The 21,304-nt window shown below is 66.1% G+C and carries 21 protein-coding genes; 15 read left to right on the top strand and 6 right to left on the bottom strand.

Going from position 1 to position 21,304, the window contains the following annotated elements; genetic code table 11:
- Positions 1-200: 200 nt before the first annotated feature.
- Positions 201-872, bottom strand: a complete 672-nt coding sequence (locus tag AB1578_12520) for a TIGR04211 family SH3 domain-containing protein (GenBank protein MEW6488722.1) — start codon at positions 870-872, stop codon at positions 201-203.
- A 153-nt stretch (positions 873-1,025) separates the two neighbouring features.
- Here AB1578_12520 and AB1578_12515 point away from each other — a divergent pair, with 153 nt between their 5' ends.
- Positions 1,026-1,895, top strand: a complete 870-nt coding sequence (locus tag AB1578_12515) for an HDOD domain-containing protein (protein MEW6488721.1) — start codon at positions 1,026-1,028, stop codon at positions 1,893-1,895.
- On the opposite strand, the gene AB1578_12510 is transcribed toward AB1578_12515, so the two are convergent.
- Positions 1,885-2,784 (bottom strand): VWA domain-containing protein, encoded by a 900-nt coding sequence (locus AB1578_12510; GenBank protein ID MEW6488720.1) that lies wholly within the window; start codon positions 2,782-2,784, stop codon positions 1,885-1,887. The genes AB1578_12515 and AB1578_12510 overlap by 11 nt on opposite strands.
- Positions 2,785-2,828: 44 nt before the next feature.
- Positions 2,829-3,908 carry an ATP-binding protein gene (locus AB1578_12505; protein ID MEW6488719.1) on the bottom strand — a complete coding sequence of 360 codons (1,080 nt, stop codon included), beginning with the start codon at positions 3,906-3,908 and terminating at the stop codon, positions 2,829-2,831.
- 130 nt (positions 3,909-4,038) lie between these two features.
- On the opposite strand from AB1578_12505, the gene AB1578_12500 reads away from it, so the two are divergent.
- From AB1578_12500 to AB1578_12475, 6 genes are all read left to right on the top strand, one after another.
- A complete protein-coding gene (locus AB1578_12500) occupies positions 4,039-5,436 on the top strand; it encodes a M48 family metalloprotease (GenBank protein MEW6488718.1) in 1,398 nt (465 codons plus the stop codon).
- A gap of 248 nt (positions 5,437-5,684) precedes the next feature.
- Positions 5,685-7,172 (top strand): cysteine--tRNA ligase, encoded by a 1,488-nt coding sequence (gene cysS / locus AB1578_12495; protein ID MEW6488717.1) that lies wholly within the window; start codon positions 5,685-5,687, stop codon positions 7,170-7,172.
- A 59-nt stretch (positions 7,173-7,231) separates the two neighbouring features.
- Positions 7,232-8,524 (top strand): aspartate aminotransferase family protein, encoded by a 1,293-nt coding sequence (locus tag AB1578_12490; GenBank protein MEW6488716.1) that lies wholly within the window; start codon positions 7,232-7,234, stop codon positions 8,522-8,524.
- Positions 8,521-9,885 (top strand): cyclic 2,3-diphosphoglycerate synthase, encoded by a 1,365-nt coding sequence (locus tag AB1578_12485; GenBank protein ID MEW6488715.1) that lies wholly within the window; start codon positions 8,521-8,523, stop codon positions 9,883-9,885. The genes AB1578_12490 and AB1578_12485 overlap by 4 nt, the downstream gene beginning before the upstream one ends.
- Complete coding sequence (gene arcC, locus AB1578_12480) at positions 9,882-10,859, top strand: carbamate kinase (protein MEW6488714.1); 978 nt, start codon at positions 9,882-9,884, stop codon at positions 10,857-10,859. The genes AB1578_12485 and arcC overlap by 4 nt, the downstream gene beginning before the upstream one ends.
- Before the next feature lie 734 nt (positions 10,860-11,593).
- A complete protein-coding gene (locus AB1578_12475) occupies positions 11,594-12,088 on the top strand; it encodes a hypothetical protein (protein ID MEW6488713.1) in 495 nt (164 codons plus the stop codon).
- On the opposite strand, the gene AB1578_12470 is transcribed toward AB1578_12475, so the two are convergent.
- On the bottom strand, positions 11,994-13,127 hold the full coding sequence (locus tag AB1578_12470) for an integron integrase (protein ID MEW6488712.1): 1,134 nt from the start codon (positions 13,125-13,127) through the stop codon (positions 11,994-11,996). The two genes, AB1578_12475 and AB1578_12470, sit on opposite strands and share 95 nt — an antisense overlap.
- Positions 13,128-13,287: 160 nt before the next feature.
- Here AB1578_12470 and AB1578_12465 point away from each other — a divergent pair, with 160 nt between their 5' ends.
- From AB1578_12465 to AB1578_12435, 7 genes are all read left to right on the top strand, one after another.
- Positions 13,288-13,674, top strand: a complete 387-nt coding sequence (locus AB1578_12465) for a hypothetical protein (protein ID MEW6488711.1) — start codon at positions 13,288-13,290, stop codon at positions 13,672-13,674.
- A gap of 171 nt (positions 13,675-13,845) precedes the next feature.
- On the top strand, positions 13,846-14,346 hold the full coding sequence (locus AB1578_12460; GenBank protein ID MEW6488710.1) for a hypothetical protein: 501 nt from the start codon (positions 13,846-13,848) through the stop codon (positions 14,344-14,346).
- Between the two features lie 18 nt (positions 14,347-14,364).
- Positions 14,365-14,814, top strand: coding sequence for a hypothetical protein (locus AB1578_12455; GenBank protein ID MEW6488709.1), 450 nt, complete (start codon positions 14,365-14,367; stop codon positions 14,812-14,814).
- Between the two features lie 83 nt (positions 14,815-14,897).
- On the top strand, positions 14,898-15,458 hold the full coding sequence (locus AB1578_12450; protein ID MEW6488708.1) for a hypothetical protein: 561 nt from the start codon (positions 14,898-14,900) through the stop codon (positions 15,456-15,458).
- A gap of 825 nt (positions 15,459-16,283) precedes the next feature.
- A complete protein-coding gene (locus tag AB1578_12445) occupies positions 16,284-17,042 on the top strand; it encodes a hypothetical protein (protein MEW6488707.1) in 759 nt (252 codons plus the stop codon).
- A 133-nt stretch (positions 17,043-17,175) separates the two neighbouring features.
- The gene (locus tag AB1578_12440; GenBank protein MEW6488706.1) at positions 17,176-17,796 is read left to right on the top strand and encodes a hypothetical protein; all 621 of its coding nucleotides are present in this window, start codon (positions 17,176-17,178) and stop codon (positions 17,794-17,796) included.
- 1,000 nt (positions 17,797-18,796) lie between these two features.
- A complete protein-coding gene (locus AB1578_12435) occupies positions 18,797-19,768 on the top strand; it encodes a transposase (GenBank protein MEW6488705.1) in 972 nt (323 codons plus the stop codon).
- On the opposite strand, the gene AB1578_12430 is transcribed toward AB1578_12435, so the two are convergent.
- Complete coding sequence (locus AB1578_12430; GenBank protein ID MEW6488704.1) at positions 19,765-20,034, bottom strand: tyrosine-type recombinase/integrase; 270 nt, start codon at positions 20,032-20,034, stop codon at positions 19,765-19,767. The two genes, AB1578_12435 and AB1578_12430, sit on opposite strands and share 4 nt — an antisense overlap.
- Positions 20,004-20,690, bottom strand: a complete 687-nt coding sequence (locus AB1578_12425) for a site-specific integrase (GenBank protein MEW6488703.1) — start codon at positions 20,688-20,690, stop codon at positions 20,004-20,006. The genes AB1578_12430 and AB1578_12425 overlap by 31 nt, the downstream gene beginning before the upstream one ends.
- A 253-nt stretch (positions 20,691-20,943) precedes the next feature.
- Here AB1578_12425 and AB1578_12420 point away from each other — a divergent pair, with 253 nt between their 5' ends.
- On the top strand, positions 20,944-21,198 hold the full coding sequence (locus AB1578_12420) for a hypothetical protein (protein ID MEW6488702.1): 255 nt from the start codon (positions 20,944-20,946) through the stop codon (positions 21,196-21,198).
- Positions 21,199-21,304: the final 106 nt, after the last annotated feature.

The raw sequence follows: 21,304 nt of genomic DNA, 5'->3' as shown, positions 1-21,304 counted from the left end.
ACCGGGCCACGGGCCGGCTGACCCTGGCGGAAACCCACTTGCAGGAGGCGCTCACCGCAGCCCCGCGCCCCCTCTACCGGCGCGCCCTCCAGGAGGTCCGGTCCCAGGGGGAGGCCAGCCGGCCGTAATCGGGCCGCGGATCTCTCGAAACCTCGAACCGGCTCCGATCCAGGCCGTGCCTCGGACCGCCAAAAGGACTTCTACAGGCGCAGCCGGCTGTGGGACTTTGCCCGCTGGCGGGACGATGCGTACACGTAGCCCAGCACCCAGCCCAGGAGGAGCACCACCACCCCGGAAAAGAACCAGTAGAAGGTCTCCCGGGCCTTGAGGCTCTGGTTTTCGACGCGCAGCCGCTCCAGCTCGGCCTGGGCTCCCTCCTGGGCCGCCCGCAGCTCCTCCGCCCTGTCCCGCAGCGCCATCACGTCCTGGTTGATGGCCTTCCAGGCGGCGAACTCTGTTTCCACCTCCTCCAGGCGGCCCTGCAAGCGCCGCCCATCGGCTGCGGCACGGTCGCGTTCCGCGCGGGTGGCGTCCAGGGAGGCCTTGTGCTGTGCCGCCTCCGCACGCGCGAGCTCCAGGTCGCGCCGGGCGGCGTCCAGCAGAGGACCCCTGGGCGGCTGGGTGGTCAGGTAGCGGGTCAGGACCCACCCCTCCTCCCCGGCGCCCGTGCGCACCCGGCTCCAGCCTTCCTTGTCCTCCAGCTGCTCCACAGGGGCCCCGCTCGGGAGCATTCGCAGAATCCTGTACTCCAGCGTCGGCCCGGAGCGCAGGGGAATTTCGAGCTGATCGGTGACGAAGACCGCTCCCGAGGCGCCGGTCGCCGTCCACAGGGTGATGGCGACCAACGAACCTGCCAACCGAAACCACGACATGAGAACCTCCTGCCAGCCTGGGTGGGGACGTGCTTGCTTACAACAGGAGCCGGGGAGCGTCAAGCGGAGGACAGGAACCCCTTGGGGTTTGCGGACCTGGCCGGTACACTGACCCCCGCCCTTCCGGACGGTCTTCTCCACAGGAGGACTCCCATGACCCCGCGCGAGCTGGTGGACGGCGTATCGGGCCTCGTCTCCCTCCCCGACGTGTGGCTGCGCATCAGCCAGCTCCTCGACGATCCCCGGGCCGATGCGGCCGCCCTGGGCGAGGTGGTCGCCCACGACCCGGCGCTCACCTCGCGCCTGCTGCGGCTGGTGAACAGCGCCTGCTACGGGCTGCCCTCCCGGGTGGAGACGGTGTCCCGGGCCGTGGCCCTGGTGGGGAACGAGGAGCTGCGCCACCTGGTGCTCTCCTCCGCCGCGACGGGGGCCCTCCAGCGGCTCAAGCCCGAGGGCTTCGACCTGGACGCCTTCTGGCACCACAGCGTGCACTGCGCGCTGCTCGTGCGGGCCCTGGCGGCCCGGCGCCAGCCCCGACACCGGGAGCGGGGGTTCGTCTCGGGGCTCCTCCACGACGTGGGGCGGCTCGTCCTGTGCCATCAGGCGCCCGGGGCGTGCCGGGCCTGCGCGGAACCCCCGCCTCGAACCGGCGCCGAGCTCCTGGCGCGGGAACGCGCGGCGCTGGGGTTTACCCATGCCGACGTGGGGGGCGAGCTCCTGAGATCCTGGGGTCTGCCCGAGAGCCTCTGGGAGCCCGTCCAGTTCCACCACGAGCCCGCGGCGGCGCGAAGCTTCCCGGTGGACGCCGCGTTGCTGCACCTCGGCCACGCGGTGGCAGAGGTGGAGGAACCGGGGACCGGTGCCGTCGCTGCCGGTTCCCTCAAGGAGCTCGAGCTCCCCGCCCGGCTCTGGTCCCAGGCGGGCCTCTCCCCCGGCGTGCTGGAGGAAGCCGTCCTGGAGGCGAGCGGCGACTGGTTCGACGTCATCGAGGTGCTCCGGCCGGGGGCCGGGGTCATCTACTGACGGCAGCCCGCCGGGAAGGGTCTCCCCCCAGGTTCATGAAGTCGATGACCCGGCCCCGCTCCAGCTCCCGCAGGGGCAGGCACGGGGCCCCCAGGGCCTGGGCGAGCACCCGGGGGTAGGGGTAGAAGTCGATCCACGTCTGGTCCGTGTCCACCACCAGGCTGCGGATGCCGGCGGCGCGCAGCCGCCGGGCGCGGGTCAGGGCCTCCTCGAAGGGGTCGCGGCCCTCCATGCTGATGTTGGCCTTGCCGTCGGTGAGCAGCACCAGGAGCGGGGTGCGGCCTGGGTGCTTGCGGGCCTCCCGGCCGAACACCTCGAGGCTCTTGGCCAGGGCCAGGGCCAGGGGGGACTTGCCCCCCGTGGGGAGCTCCCGCAGCCGCAGCTGCGCCTGGCCCACGCTGGTGGTGAACGGAAGCACCAGGCGGGCCTCGGTGCCCCGAAACGCCAGCAGGCCCACCCGGTCGCGCTTCTGGTACGCGTCGGCGAGCAGCGACAGCACGATCCCCTTGGCCCGGGCCATGACCTCCTCGGCCCCCATGGACCCGGAAGCGTCCACCCCGAAGAGCAGGCTCACCCCCGAGGTTCGGGTGCGCACCTTCTCGCGCAGGTCCGGCGACCGCACCAGGAGCACCGTGGTCCTGCCGGCGGCACCCTCGCCGCCCGCGGCCGCTTCTTCGGCGCGGCGGCGCAGCTGGTGGGGGGCGGCGGCCCGCAGGGTGGCGTCCACGGCCAGGGAGCGGGGCCTGCCCAGGGGCAGGCGGGCGCGCACGTAGCGGCCGGCGTCGGGGGAGGGGACGTTCTTGATGCGGCGCCCCCGGGAGAGGCTCGGGCGGGCCCGGCGCGTCACCAGGGTGCCGCGCACCCGGAAGAGGCCCGACGGCGCGTACACCCGCTCTTCGAGGACCAGCCGGTCCTCGGGCTTCTTCTCGGGGCTCAGGTGAGGGCTTTTTTTTTAGCCGCGGCCCGCTGCTCCTCCTGAGCTTCCCGGGTGCGGCGCACGGAGGCCACCACTTCTTCCTGGGAGAGGATGCGCTCCTCGAAGGGGGTCTTCTTCATCCGGTGGGGGTAGACCAGGGCGGCTGCCTCGGCGATGTCGGCGTCGGTCACCGCGGTGCGGCCCCGGAAGGCGGCCAGGGCGGCCACGGTCTTCCCCAGGGCCACGTCGGCGCGGTGGCCGTCCACCCCCAGGTCGACGCTCAGGGCGGCGATGACCTGGAGGACGTCGTCGCCGGCCTCCACCCGGGGCAGAAGCCTCTCGGCCCGCACGATGGCCTCCCGCAGGCGGGCATCCTCGGCTTCCCAAGCCCGGCGGAAGGCGGCCGGGTCGGCCTCGTAGGCCCGCCGGCGCTTGAGCACCTCGACCCGCAGCGCCGGGTCGCGGATGCCGGTCACGTCCACGCACAGGCCGAAGCGGTCCAGGAGCTGGGGCCGCAGCTCCCCCTCCTCGGGGTTCATGGTGCCCACCAGGACGAAGTGGGACGGGTGGGTGTAGGAAACCCCTTCGCGCTCGATGTGGTTCACCCCCATGGCCGCGGCGTCCAGGAGCACGTCCACGATGTGGTCTTCCAAAAGGTTCACCTCGTCCACGTACAGGATGCCCCGGTGCACCTTGGCCAGCAGCCCCATCTCGAAGCGCTTTTCCCCCGTCTTCAGGGCCTGCTCGATGTCGAGGGAGCCCACGACCCGGTCCTCCGTGGCCCCCACCGGCAGATCCAGGACCCGCATGCGCTGGGATTCCACGGGAAGCGTGCGCCCCTCCTCGAGGCGCAGGCGGCACGCCGCGCACATGTCCCGGGCGCGGGCAGGGTGGCACCGGAAGGGGCAATCGGCCACCACGGGGATCTCGGGCAGGAGCTGGGCCAGCGCCCGCACCGCGGTGGACTTGGCCGTGCCCTTCTCGCCCCGGATCAGGACCCCGTCGATGGTGGGGTCGATCACGTTGAGGATGAGGGCCAGCCTCATGCTCTCCTGGCCCACGAGGGCCGAGAAGGGAAAGACCGTGGAGTGGGGCACGGGTGCTCCTGGCGCAGGGCTCGGGGGGCGGGCGAAGGCGCCGAATGGTACCACGGGCGACCCGGGGCGAAAACCCCGGCCTGCCCGCCTTCCCTTTCCCCGGTCCGGCGTCCCGGGGTACCCTGGGGGCATGAGAACCTCGACGTTGTGGGGGGCATGGGCCGCGCTGGCGGGGCTGCTCCAGGGGTGTGCCGTCCCGGTGGTGGGGGGCGACAACCTCCTGAGCCGGGCCGAGGAGCGCCGGATCGGCCGGCAGGTGGTGGCGGAGGTCGAGCGCGAGTTCAAGATCCTCGACGATCCCTACCTGCGCGCCTATCTCAAGGGCATCGGGGACCGGGTGGGCTCCGCCATGGGCGCCAGCCAGTTCGAGATGACCTTCCACGTGGTGGCCGATCCCCGCATCAACGCGTTTGCGGTGCCGGGGGGGCACATCTTCGTCACCTCCCAGACCGTGCTCGTGTGCCAGGACGAGAGCGAGCTCGCCGGAGTGGTGGCCCACGAGGTGGGCCACGCCGAGGCCCGCCACCTGGCCCACCGGGTCCAGAAGGCCACGAAGGTGAACCTGGCGGCCATGGCTGCGGTGCTGGCCGGGGCCTTCCTGAGCGGCAGTCCCCAGGCCGGGGCCGCCGTGGCCGCCTTCGGGGTGGCCGGGGCCCAGACCAAGATGCTCCAGTACAGCCGGGCCGACGAGGAGGACGCCGACCGAAGGGCTGCCCGGGCGCTGGTGGCCGCCGGCTACGATCCCTGGGGGCTCGTGCGGTTCATGGAGACCATCCGGCGGGAGTCCCCGGCGCCCCAGGGCGTCCCTGCGTACCTCTTTACCCATCCCCTTCCGGAGAACCGCTCCTCCTACATCGCCGACGCCCTGCGCGATCCCCCCCGGGTGCGGCCCGACGCCGCGGCTCGGGGAGGCCTGTGGCGAGCCCAGGCGCGGGTGCTGGCGGAAGATCCCCGCTCCTGGGGAGTGGCCACCTTCCGGCAGCGCGTCGCGGAGCACCCGGAGAGCGTCGACGCCCGGCTGGGCCTGGCGGTGCTCCTGCGCGGCCAGGGGCGCTACGAGGAGGCCCTGGGCCTCCTGGCGGAAGCCCTGGCCCTGGCCCCCGGCGAGCCCGAGGTGCTCCACGAGGCGGCGCGGGTGTGGCTTCGCCGGGGGAACCCCGGCGAGGGCATCGCCCGGCTCGAGGCCCTGCGGGCCGCAGGGGCGGCCCCGGTGCCGGCCCTGCGGGACCTGGGGTGGGCGTACCTGGAACAGGAGCGGGGCGACGACGCCCTCGCGGTGTACGACGAGCTGGCCGCCCGAGACCCCGAGTGGGAGAGGCTCTCCTACCATCGGGGGCTCGCCCTGGGCAAGGCGGGGCGCGAGGCCGAGGCCCACGAGGCCCTGGGTGACCACTACCGGGACGCGGGCCGCCCCGACCTGGCCCGCCGCCACTACGAGGAGGCGGCGCGCCGACTGCCGGCAGGGGACGCCAGGGCGCGGGTGGAGCAGGCGATGGAGGGGCTGCGTCGGGGCCCCGAGGAGGATTGAGGCGCCGCAAGGCGGCCGCAGCACCCGGCGGCCGCCCCTCCCCGTGCCACAGGCATCAGGCCAAGTGTTGGAAGTTATTGCAATAATTTGGTGAATCCGCGGGGCCCTCCCCGTGCCGGCCGCCTTTACTTTCGCCCCCTCCTCTGGTACCGTCCGCCGATGTTTTCGGGCGGGAGCCCCCGGGCCGCAGAGCGCCGGCCGGCCGCCCACCGTCAACCGTGCCCCCGGGGCGAAAGGAAGACGCGACCTTGTCCCTGAAGATCTTCAACACCCTGTCCGGGACCAAAGAGGGCTTTGCGCCGCTCGCGCAAGGCCGGGTGGGGATGTACGTGTGCGGGGTCACCGTGTACGACCTGTGCCACGTGGGCCACGCCCGGGCGGCGGTGGTCTTCGACGTGGTGTACCGGTACCTCAAGTATTCCGGCTACGAGGTCACCTACGTCCGCAACTTCACCGACATCGACGACAAGATCATCCGGCGCGCGAACGAGGAGGGGGTCTCCGCCCAGCAGGTCGCCGAGCGTTACATCGCGGCCTTCTACGAGGACATGGACGCCCTGGGGGTGCTGCGGCCCACCCGCGAGCCCCGGGCCACCGAGCACGTGGAGGACATGATCGCCCACGTGCAAAAGCTCATCGAGCGGGGCCACGCCTACGAGGTGGAGGGCGACGTGTACTTCGGGGTGGAGAGCTACCCGCCCTACGGCAAGCTCTCGCGCCGCCCCCTGGACGAGATGGTGGCCGGCGCCCGGGTCGAGGTGGACGCCCGCAAGAAGAGCCCCCTGGATTTCGCCCTCTGGAAGGCCTCCAAGCCCGGCGAGCCGTCCTGGCCCAGCCCCTGGGGCCCGGGGCGACCGGGGTGGCACATCGAGTGCACCGTCATGGGCCAGAAGTACCTGGGGCCCACCCTCGACATCCACGGCGGGGGACGCGACCTCGTCTTTCCCCATCACGAGAACGAGGTGGCCCAGGCGGAAGCGGCCACCGGAGAGCCCTTCGTGCGCTGCTGGATGCACAACGGGTTCGTGAACATCAACCAGGAGAAGATGTCCAAGAGCCTGGGGAACTTCTTCACCATCCGCGAGGTTCTCAAGCAGGTGCACCCCGAGGTGCTGCGGTTCTTCCTCCTTTCCCACCACTACCGCAGCCCCGTGGACTACTCCGACGTCTCGGTGCACGAGGCCGCCGCGGGCCTCGACCGACTCTACGGGCTGATGGCGCGCATCGACGAGGGGCTGGCGGGGCGCGAGGCGCCGGCCCAGGTGCCCGTGGGAGAACTCGCCAACGGCGCCCGCGCGGCCCACGAGGCGGTACTGGGGCTCCTCTTCCAGTTCGAAGAGGCGATGAACGACGACTTCAACACCGCCGAGGCCCTGGGCTACCTGCACAAGTGCGCCCGCCAGGTGGGGGCCTTCCTCCACGAGGGCTTCGAACCGAGCCCCCGGAACCTGGCCGTGCTCCGGTACGCTTCCGAGAGCCTCCGCCGGGTGGGGGGAGTGCTCGGCCTCCTCCAGGAGCCGCCCGCAGCCTACTTCGGAGCCCTGCGCCAGGGGGCCGCGGCAGCCAAGGGTCTGGACCCCGCCGCCGTCGAGGCGAAGATCGCCGAGCGAAACCAGGCCCGGAAGGACAAGGACTGGAAGCGCGCCGACGCCGTGCGCGACGAGCTCGCCGCCTGGGGCGTCGTCCTGGAGGACGGCCCCGGTGGTACCACGTGGAAGGTGAAGGGGGGCGGGTGAAGTACGTCCCATAGGTCTCATACGTCCCATCGGGCCGCCGCGCGGGCCACGAGGCTGCCATGGATCCCGATCGGTTCCAGAGGGCACGAGCCCACCTCACCTCCGCCCTGGTGATCCACAACGACTTCGTGGCCGTGCGGGCCCGGGGTGCCACGGTGGAGGACCAGGACGGGCGGCAGTACCTGGACTTCACCGCCGGTCTGGCCACCGCCAACACCGGCCACAACCACCCACGGGTGGTGGAGGCGGTGCGGCGGCAGGCCGAGAAGCTCCTCCACGCCGGGTGCATCTTCTACCACGAGCCCCTCCTGGAGCTCTGCGAGGCCCTGGCCCGGGTGCTGCCGCCCGGGCTCGACCGCTTCTTCTTCAGCAACTCCGGGGCCGAGGCCGTGGAGGGGGCGATCAAGCTCTGCCGCTTCCACACCGGGCGCCAGGGGGTGCTCGCCTTTGCCCCCTCCTTCCACGGCCGCACCCTCGGCGCGCTCTCCCTCACGGCCTCCACCGCGCGCTACCGCCGCGGCTACGCGCCGCTGCTGCCGGGCGTGCACCACGCCCCCTACCCCTACTGCTTTCGCTGCCCCGTGGGCCGGGCCCCCGAGACCTGCGGAGAGGCGTGCCGGGACCACCTGGAGTGGCTCTTCCGGCACCTGGTGACCCCCGACGAGCTCGCCTGCGTCGTGGTGGAGCCGGTGCTGGGGGAGGGGGGGTACGCCGTCCCGCCCCCGGGGTTCCTCGCCCACCTGCGGGCCCTGTGCGACCGCTGGGGCATCCTCCTGGTCTGCGACGAGGTCCAGTCGGGCATGGGGCGCACGGGCCGGTGGCTGGCCTGCGAGCACTTCGGGGTCGTGCCCGACGTGGTGACCCTGGCCAAGGGCATTGCCTCGGGCCTTCCCTTGAGCGCCGTGGTCTCGCGGTCCGAGCTCATGGACCGCTGGCCCCCCGGGGCCCACGGCACCACCTTCGGGGGGAACCCCGTCTCCTGCGCCGCCGCCGTGGCCACGATCGGGGTGATCGAAGAGGAGGGCCTCCTGGAAAACGCCCGGGTCCTGGGGCGGCGGGCCCTGGACCGCCTGGGGGAGATCCGGCGGCGCCATCCCTGCGTGGGAGACGTGCGGGGGCTCGGGCTCATGATCGGGGTCGAGCTCGCGCGCCTGGGCAAAGAGCCCTACCCCGAGGGCGTGGAGCGGGTGCAGGCCCACGCCCTGGAGCGGGGCCTCCTCCTCCTGGAGTGCGGGGCCCACAAGACGGCGCTACGGCTGGCGCCGCCGCTCGTGCTCCGGGAAGACGAGCTCGACCGGGCCCTGGCCATCCTGGACGACGCCCTCGCGGGGCTCGGCACGGAGGCGCTGTGATCCGCAGGCGGGCCGTCATCCTGGGGGCGGCGGGGCGCGACTTCCACAACTTCAACGTGGTCTTCCGGGCCGACCGCGGCGTCAAGGTGGTGGCCTTTACCGCCGCCCAGATCCCCGGCACCGAGGGGCGCACCTACCCCCCCGAGCTCGCGGGCCCCCTCTACCCCCGGGGCATCCCCATCCGGCCCGAGGCCGAGCTCGAAGACCTGCTGCGGCGCCACCGCGCCGACCTCGCGGTCTTCGCCTACAGCGACATCTCCCACGAGCAGGTGATGCACCGGGCGTCGCGAGCGCTCGCCGCGGGGGCCGACTTCTGGCTCCTGGGCCCCGAGCGCACCATGCTCCCGGCGCGCCGGCCGGTGATCTCCGTTTGCGCCGTGCGCACGGGGTGCGGCAAGTCGGCGGTGGCCCGGTACGTGGTGAAGCTGTGCCGGGAGCGGGGGCTTGCCACCGCCGTGCTGCGCCACCCCATGCCCTACGGCGACCTCTTGGCCGAGCGCTGCCAGCGCTTCCGAACCCTGGAGGACCTGGACCGGGCCGGGTGCACCGTGGAGGAGCGCGAGGAGTACGAGCTCCACTTGAAAGCCGGGGCCACGGTCTACGCCGGAGTGGACACCGCCGAGGTGCTCCGGGCGGCCGAGGCCGAGGCGGACGTGCTGGTGTGGGACGGGGGAAACAACGACTTCCCCTTCCTGCGGCCGGATCTCGAGCTCGTGGTCCTCGACCCCCACCGGCCGGGCCACGAGCTGGCCTACCACCCGGGCGAGACGAACCTGCGCCGGGCGGGGGTGGCGGTGGTGAACAAGGTGGACACCGCCCGCCCCGAGGACGTGGAGGCCGTGGAGGCGAGCGTGCGGGCGGCCAACCCGGGGGCGGCCATCGTCCGCCTGGCCTCGCCGCTCACCCTGGAGGCCTCCAAGTCCATAACAGGCCGCCGGGTGCTCGCCGTGGACGACGGCCCCACCCTCACCCACGGGGGCATGGCCTACGGGGCGGCGGCGCTGGCCGCCCGGCGCTTCGGCGCCGAGCTCGCAGACCCCCGCCCACACGCCCGGGGGTCGATCCGGGAGGCCTACCGGGAGTATCCCCACCTGGGGGCGGTCCTCCCGGCCCTGGGGTACTCCCCCGGGCAGCTCCGGGAGCTCAAGGAGACCATCGAGGCGACCCCCTGCGACCTCGTCCTGGTGGGCACCCCCGTGGACCTGCCGCGGCTGCTCGGGCTCACCAGGCCCGCCGTGCGGGTGCGCTACGAGGTGGAGGAGGCGGGGGGGCCCGGCCTTCGCGGGCACGTGGAGCGGTTCCTCGACGCCACCGTGGTCGCCCCCCGCCCGCCCGCTGCGACGGGGCCGGAGCCCCCGTGAACCGGCGCCGGGGCGCCCCTCTGTGCGTCGTCTCCCTGGGGGGCAACGCGCTCCTGCGCCGGGGGGAGTCGGGCACCATCGAAGAGCAGTTCGAGCACGCCCGCACGTGCACCGCCCAGATCTCCCGGATGCTCCGGCAGGGCCGGCGGGTCGTCGTCACCCACGGCAACGGCCCCATCGTGGGCAACATCGTCATCCGCAACGAGGCCGCCCGAAACACCGTGCCCCCCATGCCCCTCTACATCTGCGACGCCGACTCGGAGGGGGGCATCGGCTTCATGATCCAGCAGACCCTCTACAACCACCTGCGGCGCCACGAGCGGGCGCGCCCCGTGGTGACCCTCATCACCCAGGTGGTCGTGGACCCGGACGACCCCGCGTTTGCTGCGCCCACCAAGCCCATCGGCCCCTGGTACACCGCCGGGGAGGCGGCCCGGCTGGAAGCCGAGAAGGGCTGGCGGGTCGTGCGCGCCCGGCCCGGGGGCGAGGGGGAGGAAGGCCGGGCCTACCGGCGGGTCGTGCCCTCGCCGCGCCCCCTGCGCATCGTGGAGGCGGCCGTGATCCGCCGGCTCGCCCGGGAGGGCGTGGTGGTCATCGCGGCCGGGGGCGGAGGGGTGCCCGTGGCCGAGGGGCCCGAGGGGGAGCTTCGGGGGGTCGAGGCCGTGGTGGACAAGGATCTCGCCACCGCCGTCCTCGCCCGGGAGCTCGGCGCCGAGGCGGTCCTCATCCTCACCGACGTGGACCGGGTCTACCTGGACTTCGGCCAGGCGGACCAGCGGGGTCTGGGGGAGGTGAGCGTCGCCGAGCTCAAGGAATACCGCGCCCAGGGCCACTTCCCCCCCGGCACCATGGGCCCCAAGGTCGACGCCGCCCTGGAGTTCCTGGAGGCCGGCGGCCGCGAGGTCGTCATCACCAGCCCCGAGCTCGCCGTCGAAGCCATGCAGGGCCGCGCCGGCACCCGCATCGTCCCATAGAGAAGACCGTATTTCTCCGACTGCGGGATAGGAGTCGACCTCTTCTGTTACACTCCCGACGAGGCGAAGGCGGTCCCCCTCGCCCGGGCCGCCCTTGCCCGTGCGCTGATCCTCTGGGACCGAGAAGCAATCGGCGCAGAATGAGCCCTCGCGGAGGGCGAGCCGAGTGAGTTGCCCATGACCTTCGATCACCCCGAGGGATGAAACGGTAGGGCGGGCGGTTCCCGCGTAGCGGGGTTCGCCCGCCGAGTGCGGCGGGGCAAGCCCCGCCCTACGGCGCTCCTGCGGGCTCGGGGACAGCGAGTTTCTTTATAGGTCGGCCGGCGAGCGTGCGCCGAGCTGCTGGCCGCCCAGGTGCAGGGGCACCGGGATGTGCTCGGAGCCGGAGTCGCTCGTTGTCGGCCCTGTGGAGCGCCCTCTGCACAGGGGGGAGAGAAACAACGCGAGGGCAACTTACGCCTTGCGTCTCCGCCCGGGGCCGCGCTACAAGGGGGACCGATTCGCTCTCACGGGGGTGGCGCGATGACGGAGCCCGGCCGAGAGGCCGCACCCGATCGGACCAACGAGGCCGCATCCGCAGGCAACCGCCGGCGGGTGCGGCCTCCTGTCGTTTGGCCTTACCGCCTGTCCGGCCCGGAGCAGGTGGGAGGCACGATGGCCCCAGGTCCAGCCGAGGGTTGCTGAGCCGTAGCGGCCTGGGCCGCGGGCCGGCCGTGGGCAGCGGAGGAATCGTGATGCCCGTGTACCTGTGTCGGTGGCCCAACGGCGACGTGTCCCTCGTGGAGGCGCAGGACCCGGAGGAGGCCTCGATCCTCCTGGACGAGGTCGGCAACGCCGACGAGGCCGAGCTCCACCACCTCGCCGACCTGCTCGTGAGCTTCCGTCTCGACGACGAGGGCTCGCTGCAGGTGGACCAGTGGGGCGAGGCCTGCCGGAAAGAGGTCTACGAGGTGGCCTACCCGGCCCTCGAGGCGGCCCGCGACGCCGCGTTCCACGGGGGCTGGGAGCCAGGCCACCGGCCCATCCCCGAGCCGCTGCGCGCCGCGGTGGAGCATGAGCGGGCGCGAGGTTTGGAAGGGGGCGAGGGAGAGCGGCACGAGGCCCGCACCGAGCTGGGCCGAGAGCTCCAGGGGCTCATGGGGGCGCCGTCCGCGCTTGTCGACCGGCTGGTTGAGCTCGAGGGAGAGAGGGTCTTGAAGAGGGCCAAGCCGAAGGGGCCGAAGCAGTGACGGGCCGCGGGGTTCCCGGTGGACGGGGAGCCACCGCCTGTGGGGGCGCGTCGGGGCTACGCCACTGGGGGTCGATCCACAGGTCGTTCAGAGGGCTCCGGACCGCGTGGCCGCCCCGTTGGAGCACGTGGGTGTAGATCATGGTCGTGCGCAGGTCTTTGTGGCCCAAGAGCTCTTGAACCGTGCGAATGTCGTAGCCTGCCTCCAAGAGATGGGTGGCGAACGAGTGGCGAAACGTATGGGGGGTGGCGTGTTTGGGGATCTCGGCGGCACGCACGGCGCGGCTGACGGCCTTCTCGATCGCCTTCGCGCCGGCGTGGTGACGGCGGGTCACCCCGGACCGGGGGTCCACCGACCGGCGAACCGAAGGGAACACATACTGCCATCCCCACTGCTCACTTGCGTTGGGGTACTTGCGGGCCAGGGCAAAGGGCAAGTAGACCTTGCCGAAGCCCTCGGCCAGGTCGGTGTCGTGAAGCGCCTTCACGCGCACGAGATGGTCACGAAGCGCAGGCTCCACCGGCTTGGGCAGCATGGTTACGCGATCCTTCTGCCCCTTGCCGTCTCTCACGGTGACCGCGCGGTAGGCGAAGTCGACGTCCTTCACGCGCAGCCGCAGGCACTCCATGATACGGAGGCCCGAGCCGTAGAGGAGCCCGGCGATGAGGGCGAGGGTGCCTTTCAGTTGTCCGAGCACGGCCGCCACCTCTGGCCGCGTGAGCACCACGGGGAGGAGCTCAGGGCGTTTGGCCCAGGTCACGTCTGCCAACTCGCCCATGGGCTTCTCTAGCCCGTGCTCGAAGAGGAAGAGGATGGCGCAGAGCGCCTGGTTCTGGGTCGACGCGGCGACCTCGCGCTTCACCGCGAGGTGGGTCAGAAAGGCCGACACCTCCCCGGTGCCAAGCCGCGCCGGATCCCGGCCGGCGTGGAACCTCAGAAAGCGACCAGCCCAGGCAAGGTACGATTTCTCGGTGCGAAACGTATAGTGGTGGGTTCGGATGGCATCGCGCATGTGGTCGAGGGCCGATTGCGTGGTCATGGCGTCAGGCCTCCCTCGCTTGGCGGGCGCAGCGCCTCGGCGGCTTGGTTCGGAGCTGGGGGCGGCGCGCAGTGCGCATATTGTGCGTAAGTCAGCCATGGCGGAAGGGTTTTGTCAAGGCCTCTGGCTGGGCCGATTGCAGTCTTGTCGGGTGTCCGCGATGAGAATCCTCAAGACGATGAAGCCCGGCGCCAAGGGTACCCAAACACTGGCCGAGGAGTTCGAGGGGCGGCTTGTGTGCGTGCGCTATCGTTACGACGCGGCGGCGAAGCGAAGGTACACCACGGCCGAGATCATCGTGGCCGAGGGGGACTGGATGCCAAGGCAACCCGGTCCCGCCCCTGAAGAGGCCGCCTGGATACGCGTTCGGTGGGATGAGCAGGACCTTCGGGCGCGGGTGAAGGCGGGCGGCGGCAGGTGGGATGCGGAAAGGAGACTATGGTCACTTCCGGCGGGCACGGTTCGAGAGCTCGGATTGGAAAGCCGCGTCGTTCCCCAGGACCGCCCCGAAGGGCTCGCGGCCACCCGTCCCCCGGGCAGTGTCTAGATCTAGACGCCGGGTTGCGGGGCCTGGCGTCTACATGTAGACACTCGGGAGGCGGGATGCGGAGTTTATACGTAGACACCGGAGTGCCTACATATGGGCACCGGTATCCATGTGTAGGCACTTGAGAAGGATTCTTTCGACGCCCAATCTATGTTCGCTTGAAGGAGTAAGATGATAACGTACTACGATGTCATCGCGACAGCCATTGCCCCGGCTACTGCTGCGGCCGTTCTGTTTGTGGTTGTAATGCTGGCATTGGGACGGATCAATTTCCTTCCAAACGGAGAGCGTCGGAACGACTGGCGAAAACTGAAAGATGAACTCCTTTCAAGCCAAGTCGAGTACCACAATAATGCCACTTACCGAGCCTTTGAGTTTTATGTCAAAGTTCTCCTGGCTGTGTTCGGAGGCTTCGCATACATCTCGCTGAGGCCCAGCCCGCTTCCTGAGCACACTCGGTCCCTTATCGACGCCGCAGGCTGGCTTGTCCTTGGCGTGAGCCTACTATTCGCATTGCTTGTCACATCACATCAGCGTGCGAAAATTGAGCGCTGGCGCCGAAGATACACTTGGCTTGAGACAATCACGTGGAACGAATGCTGGTTTGTCTCGGCCGCCGCTGGAATCGCGTTCTTCACGAAGCTGACGGTTGTGCCAATCCTCATGAATTGAGGCGAAGACAGAAAGATCATGAATAGGCCATTCCAGCGCAAGGGTGCGACAAGCAATACTCAAGTGGGACGCGACTTCGAAGATAGAGCAAAGGCATGCTTCGCTCGCCTCGGCGTGCATCTCACCGCCGGAGTGTCGGTTCAAATCGGCATCAATGGAAAGAAGGCACACGTCTTCGACCTCGGCGACATCGATCAGAAGGTTCTCGTCGAGTGCAAGGCCCATACATGGACCGAAGGCGGAAATGTGCCGAGCGCGAAGATTACGACATGGAATCAGGCCATGTATTACTTCCACGCGGCGCCAACGGGCTATCGTAAGGTACTTTTCGTACTCCGCCACTTCAATGAAAAGCGGAATGAAACCCTTGGGCAATACTACATCCGGACGAACCCGCACCTTATTCCGAAGGACGTGGAACTCTGGGAACTCGATGAGGCCAAGGACATAGCCGAAAGAATCAGATAGGCAGCGAACCAGGGGCTGGTTCGGACGGTCGCTACGCTCCCGCCGCACAGCCCTCGCGTTCGCGAGAGTCACGGAGGCACTTCATGAACTACAAGCGGGTCCTCTTTGCTGTTCCGGTATACAGAGAGAGCGAAAGGGCATACTACGCTCGGTTGGACGCAGAGGATGAGCGTAGGTTTCAGGTGCAGGTGAATGCTATGGCGAACTTTATTTCAGATCATTCTCCTTCATCGGAAGCCTCTCGGGAAATCGTTGCCAGTGTTCGTGCTGGCCGCAGCAGGGCTTCATGGAGATACAACCGCATCGTGGGATGGATCGAGTTCTATTCAGACCACAAGACGATCAAGGCTGACTTGTGGTTGGCAAGAGAGAAGAGGGTTGCGAAGAATTTTAAGAATGTGACAATCGAGTATAAGGGGAAAATCGCCGACGTTTGCTTCGCTCATACAGCAAGTAATTTGGAAATCAGCGCGGCGATAGCTTCTTTTATGGTTGCATGTCAGAATGGTGCCCACTCTTGGAACGCAACCATGAAATATACTTTGGACCAAGACTCGGCTCGTCGCAATCTGCCATTTCTCGATTTCTGTGGATTGATGGGACAGATCGAAAACGACATGGAGAACGAACGCTGTGTCAATTAGAAGTTTGCAGGCCAGTCGCGAAACAATAGCTGGCTTTGCTCCAACTGAAAAGAATGAACTATGGAGGCAATATGGATGAAATGTGGACCAGGCAGCTACGAACGACCTATAAGTCAATGCAAACGGATGAACTGCGCAAGCTAATAGAATCCGGTGAATTAGAGCCAGAAGCTATCAATTTGGCAGAGAGTGAGTTGAGGCTCCGCAATGAGAACGATGTCGTCGCTCATTCGGATACCGCCCTAGGGTCAATTGCCTCGGCAGAGACACTGATCGAACGAAAGCCTAGAAGCGTTCTGTTGCTACTTGAGAAAATGTGGCTAATGGGCTCGCTGTTGGTTGTGTTTTGCGGCTCATGGGCTGCCAGCCGGAACGACTTTCGTCTAGTATTTGTTGGCGTGGCAATCGTGCTATCGTATGTCCTTTTTCAATCTCTTCGCCTGCGGCGCAAGAACATAGGTATTTGGCCACACATCAAGAAGTTTGGCTGGGCTCTCCTATACATTGTGATTGCCGCTGCCGGCATTAACACTCGTGGCGACGCAACCCCGGAGATAATGGCGGCTGGGTATCTTTCTGTATATGTTGGCATCGTGTTGCTCTTAACATATCTCTTCAGGCCTATTTTGGGGTTACGCGATCGACAGACTCTTGCAGAAGAGATAGAGACTGACGTCCAGAGGGCAACGAAAGCGCAGCCAACAAGTCCCTCCGGTTCACCGAGGCCGTAAATTCCAGTGGCAAGGCAGCGCCGCGAACCAGCGCTCGAACCAGACGCTTGACAGCGCTGGTTGAGCGCGCCGTTAGCAGGAGTGATACCCCCAAATGCGAAAGAACGTTCTCGGCGACGGGTGTTTCATGTTTCTTCTTGTCATGGGGGCGATAGCTCTCATCGCTAGGGCAATTGGCGTCGCCATTATAGCAGTTCTTGTAGTTGTACTATCAATAATCGCCCTGGTTGTCACGTACAAGATATTGCAAGCGATTTATCACGTCTTCAATCCTAAAGCGAAAGCGGCCTACTTGGATAACAAGGCCAAGCTGGCTGAAGAATCGAGAAGGCAGCAAGAACAAGAAAAGGCTGAGGCTGAAGCACGTAAGACTCGCGAGGAAGCCGACAAACTAAGAATGGCACTCGAGCATCAACGACACAGGGATGGAGACAAACAAGATACACCATATACTTATCAAATCGGCAAGCACGGCAACGAATCCCTCGCCATAAGATATGGGATCGCTAACCAGGAAAAGAAAGTAAGAGAGTATTGGTACTATGCAAAGGGTGGTGAGCGAAAACGAAATCCTGATACGGACACCATCTATTACGAACCAGCGACCACCATTCGTTTGCAGAAGACGGGAAGAGTTGGGGACAATCTGTACGATGTGCGTTTGACTGATTTTAGAAATCGAAAAGCCAAAGCAGTTATTGAAGTTGGTACCGAGTATGTCAAGACGTTTTATCCACTTGAAGATAGGTGGTTCGAAAGACATGCAGATTTGGAGACGACATTGAAAGGCAACGGTTCATTCACGCTAAAAGAATTAGCTACTTTTCATGTACAGAAGGTGGTTGGAGCTTAGAAAAAAAGTACCCTGCTAACCAGCGCATGGTTCGGATGGCCTACGCACTTCGTGCTCCGGCCACCGCACATGCGCGCCGTTGTTCGGCGAAAACTGGCCTCACTCTTGTGCTCAACTACAAGGAGGATGGGCGTTGGAAGCAACAATAGTCGGACAATTACGAAAACGTCGCAACAGCATAATATTTGTTTTTGTGACGATGCTTGCCGTGGTTTATCCAGTAATACAGGCGTGGACATTTTACAAGTCCAAGAGGCAACTAGAGTACGCTATGTTTTTGACAGACAAGTGCGTTGAGGCAGGAGAAGAGGTAGATACGAACTTGGCTTGCCGTGTCTTGCCAGGGGCAAGCGGCCATCTTGATGATCTTCTTGCAGATCTAGTTTCTCCTTTGCGGAATATAGTCAAGAAATCGGACGAATATGAAAAGTTTAGAAGGGTCTATTCATGGCCAATAGTGCAAATTAATATTGCTAAAGCAGACGCGGCAAGAAAGCAACTACAACAGCAATACGCTCAGGCCCTAGAATTCGCGAAAGTAATAGAAGAGGCTGAAGCTCGACGAGCGGAGGAAAGGAAGAGGTTTCGGCAGGAATATGACGAATTGGGTCCCCCGAAACTGCTATACTCCTGCAACGATGAAGTTAAGTACATAGTGGGGAAAGGTATTGCGAATTACAATGGAATCTACTTAAGCGCCAAGGAGGATTGCGGCGCGGACAAACTATTCAAGATCATTCATAGCGAGAAATAGATGACTTGCCTGCCAGTTATAACGCAAAATCGATTTGCAAGCTATCGTAGTGATAGGGCGCGGGGTATCTAGAGATGAAGAGGATTGTTTCTTATACTGGCGTTGCACCAAAGCTAAGTAAGGCCGGCACTATAGAATATTGTCTATGGCTAGATGAGCAAGGAAGACTGTATGTACAATTCTTGAATAATGATGCACCCGGAACCTTTTCAAGGCTCGCATTTTCCGTGGCCAAATATGAATCATTTCGCAATACTAGAAAGCGTTTGGCACAACTAGAGGGGCTTTGTGTCGTCAACGGCGCTTCGAAGATGGTTCAAGATAACAATAATGGCGCCTTTCTGAAGGCTGTCTTGAGGCACCTGCTAGACGCAAATGTATAATAGAATTGCAAGAAGACACAGGAAGCATAAAGAAGCGCCGAACAACGCCCTGCAATCGGATTGCCTCCAGCGCTCTCGCGCTTGCGGCAACCATTGAGGGCAGGCGTTGGCGTGAAGATGAATTGAGAATGAAAAGACAACCATCGAGCAAGAAACGCTTTGTCCTTGCTCAGCTATCAGCGCCTTTTGCTGGCATTGGGGGGACTATACTATTTCTATACGGAACAAATGTCATTCTTCCAATCAAAAAGCATTTGACCCCAAGACCAGAATTCAAAGTCATGATCCTGGCGGTCATGCTGCTGCCCGTGGTCATGATCTGCTCAATGTGGCTCTGGGGCCGCTTCTTGGTTGCAATAGGAATTCTCAGGGCAGCGGAGGCCAGGGGCTACCCATACACGAGGCCGTGGCAAGATAACGAAATGAAATGACGCCAACAAGCGCATCAACTTTGGACTGGCGCAAGCGCCAGCCAAGTTATGCGCTCCGTTGGCCTGAATTGGAACCGAGGCATGAGAATCCGATCGATGATCTTCTTGCTTGCATTGGATCGGATCGGGGGACGGTGGTTCCTTTTGGTGCTTGCTGGCGGGGGGCGTCCTGATAGGGTGGCGTGCATGCCGCGCCAAGCCCGCCTCGACATCCCCGGTCTCGTGTACCACGTGATGGCGCGTGGGATCGAGCGCCGAGACATATTCGGTGACGAGCGGGATCGGGAGCGCTTCGTGGAGAGCCTCGGGGAACTCGTCGCCGAGACCGGGGCGCAGTTATATGCATGGAGTCTTCTGAGCAACCACTTCCATCTTTTGCTGCGACGCGGAGAGCGTCCCTTGGCCGACCTGATGCGACGGCTGATGACGCGCCACGCGGTGCGATTCAATCGGCGGCACCACAGGACGGGGCACCTGTTCCAGAACCGGTACAAGAGCATTGTGGTCGAGGAGGAGGAGTACTTCCTGGAACTGGTGCGCTACGTTCACCTCAACCCGGTCCGGTGCGGCGTGGTCCAGAGGCCGGAAGAGTTGGACCGGTTTGCATGGAGTGGGCACGCGGTGCTCCTGGGGGCTCGAAGCGAACCGTGGCAGGCCGTGGACGAGGTCCTGGGCCGGTTTGGAGGGCGAAGGACTCAAGCCAAGAGGGCGTATCGCGACTTCGTCATGGCGGGCTGGAATCAGGGGCATCGAGAGGAGTTTTCGGGCGGGGGGCTGATGCGAAGCTCCGGTGGAGGGGAGAGGGCAGGGGGCCGGGGGCGGCGCGAGCGGGAAGCGGGGGACGAGAGGGTGCTGGGAGGCGGGGAGTTCGTGGAAGCAATCTGGAGAGAGGTGGGGGAACGGCACAGGCCGCTTCCGACGCGGACGTGGGAGGAGGTGCTCCAAGAGGTGGCGAACAAGTGGGGGGTGCCGGTGCAGCGGATCACCGGCGCCTCGCGGGAGCGACGGATCGCGAGTGCGCGTCGGGAGTTCTTGTGCCGAGCCGTGAGCGAGGCAGGGCTGTCGATGGCGCAACTGGGGAGGCTGTGTGGGATCAACCACACGTCGGTGCAGCGCGCGGTAGTCAAGGGTCTGGCGGAACAGAGGAGAGATCCCTAAGCCTCAAAAGGCACCAGCGTCCCCAGCGCCCCCCCCCAGTGATCGCGCCCATGCTCGAAGCCTTTCATCAGGGAGTCGACAATGCGGAAGGCATCCTCGGTGCCCTTCTGCGTGAGGTGGAAGTAGGCCATGGTGGTCTCGAGGCGGCGGTGGCCCATGTAGCGCTGGATGATGTGGGGGTTCACGCCGGCTTCGAGCAGATGGGTGGCGTAGCAGTGGCGCAGCGTGTGGATCGTCACCCGGCGCTTGACGATTCCGGCGGCCACCCGGGCCTCGCGCAGCGCGCCCTGCACGCTGTCGATGGCCATGGGGTGGCGGGCGGTGGGGCGCAGCCTTCCGCCACGGCCGAGCGCGGGAAGAGCAGCACGGGGTTGCGGTGCACGCGCCAGTACTGGCGAAGCAGCGCGAGAGTCTCGCCGGCCAGAGGCACGTAGCGGTCCTTGGCGCCCTTGCCGCGGTGGACGTGGACCATCGAGCGCTGCCCGTCGATGTCAGAGACCTGAAGCGCCAGCGCCTCGGAGAGGCGAAGGCCGCAGGCGTAGACGGTGGCGAGGAAGACGTAGTTGTGGAAGGTCCTCACGTGGGAGAACACGCGGTAGACCTCGTCGCGGGAGAGGATGCAGGGCAGGCGCCGTTCGCGCTTGGCGTCGAGATAGGTGAACAGGTGCAAGTCGCGGTGCAGGACGTTGCGGAAGAAGAACTTGATGCCAGCGTGGGCGATGCGCAGGGTGGCGGCCGACCAGCCGGTGACGGTGCGGCGGTGCAGGAAGTAGTCTCCCAGTTCGGCCTCGGAGAGCGCCTCGGGGGGCTTGCCGAAGAACCGCACCAACTGGCTCACGGCGCGGGTGTAGGCCTCCTGGGTGCTCTCGCTCATCCCAGCCAGTTGCAGGGCCCGCATGGATTGGGTGTAGTAGTCGGCCATCGTCATACCTCTCCTCTTCGTGGGCCGGCCTGGCGGGGCCGGCGCAGCCAATGTGAGGAGGAGAGGTATGACCGATGGTTTCCGCCTAGATCAACGACTCAGGGTGGGGGCCGCCAGAAAAGGCGGGCGTCGGAGGGGTTGACTTGCTCTGCCGCGCCAGCGGCTTACTTGAACCCCTGGCTGCACTGGCCTCCAACCTCCGGCTTCCGGCCACGCAGTGAGCCGGCACGTTCGGTCCAAAAGGAGGGAAGAATTGGACGAGGACTCGGAAGGTAAGGCTTTCTTCATCGAGGCATACTATGAAGACTTGGGGCAAAGGATCGCGTTCCTCCGAGAACTGAACGCCAGTGGGCACGAGAACGAAGCCTTGATGCTCTGCTGCTGCTACATCGAAGCACTGGGAAGCCACAGGAACCACGGTTCTGAGCGCAAGGCCAAGAACTACTGCGCCATCCTCGACGAGCACGGCGGAAATCCGTTATTCGGCTTAGGGCTTATCCCCAAATAGGGAGAGCTTTCCGCCAGGCAATGAAGGAGCAAGCAAGGTGCACCAAGGCCAAGTAGCTGAGGTCGGTCTTCTCAAATCGGACCAGGATCTTGCGGAATCGGTTCAT

The sequence above is a fragment of the Thermodesulfobacteriota bacterium genome, from assembly GCA_040756475.1.
GTDB lineage: Bacteria > Desulfobacterota > Deferrisomatia > Deferrisomatales > JACRMM01 > JBFLZB01.
Note: the sequence above shows the minus strand (reverse complement) of the source record. Positions and strands in the feature narration are given on the sequence as shown.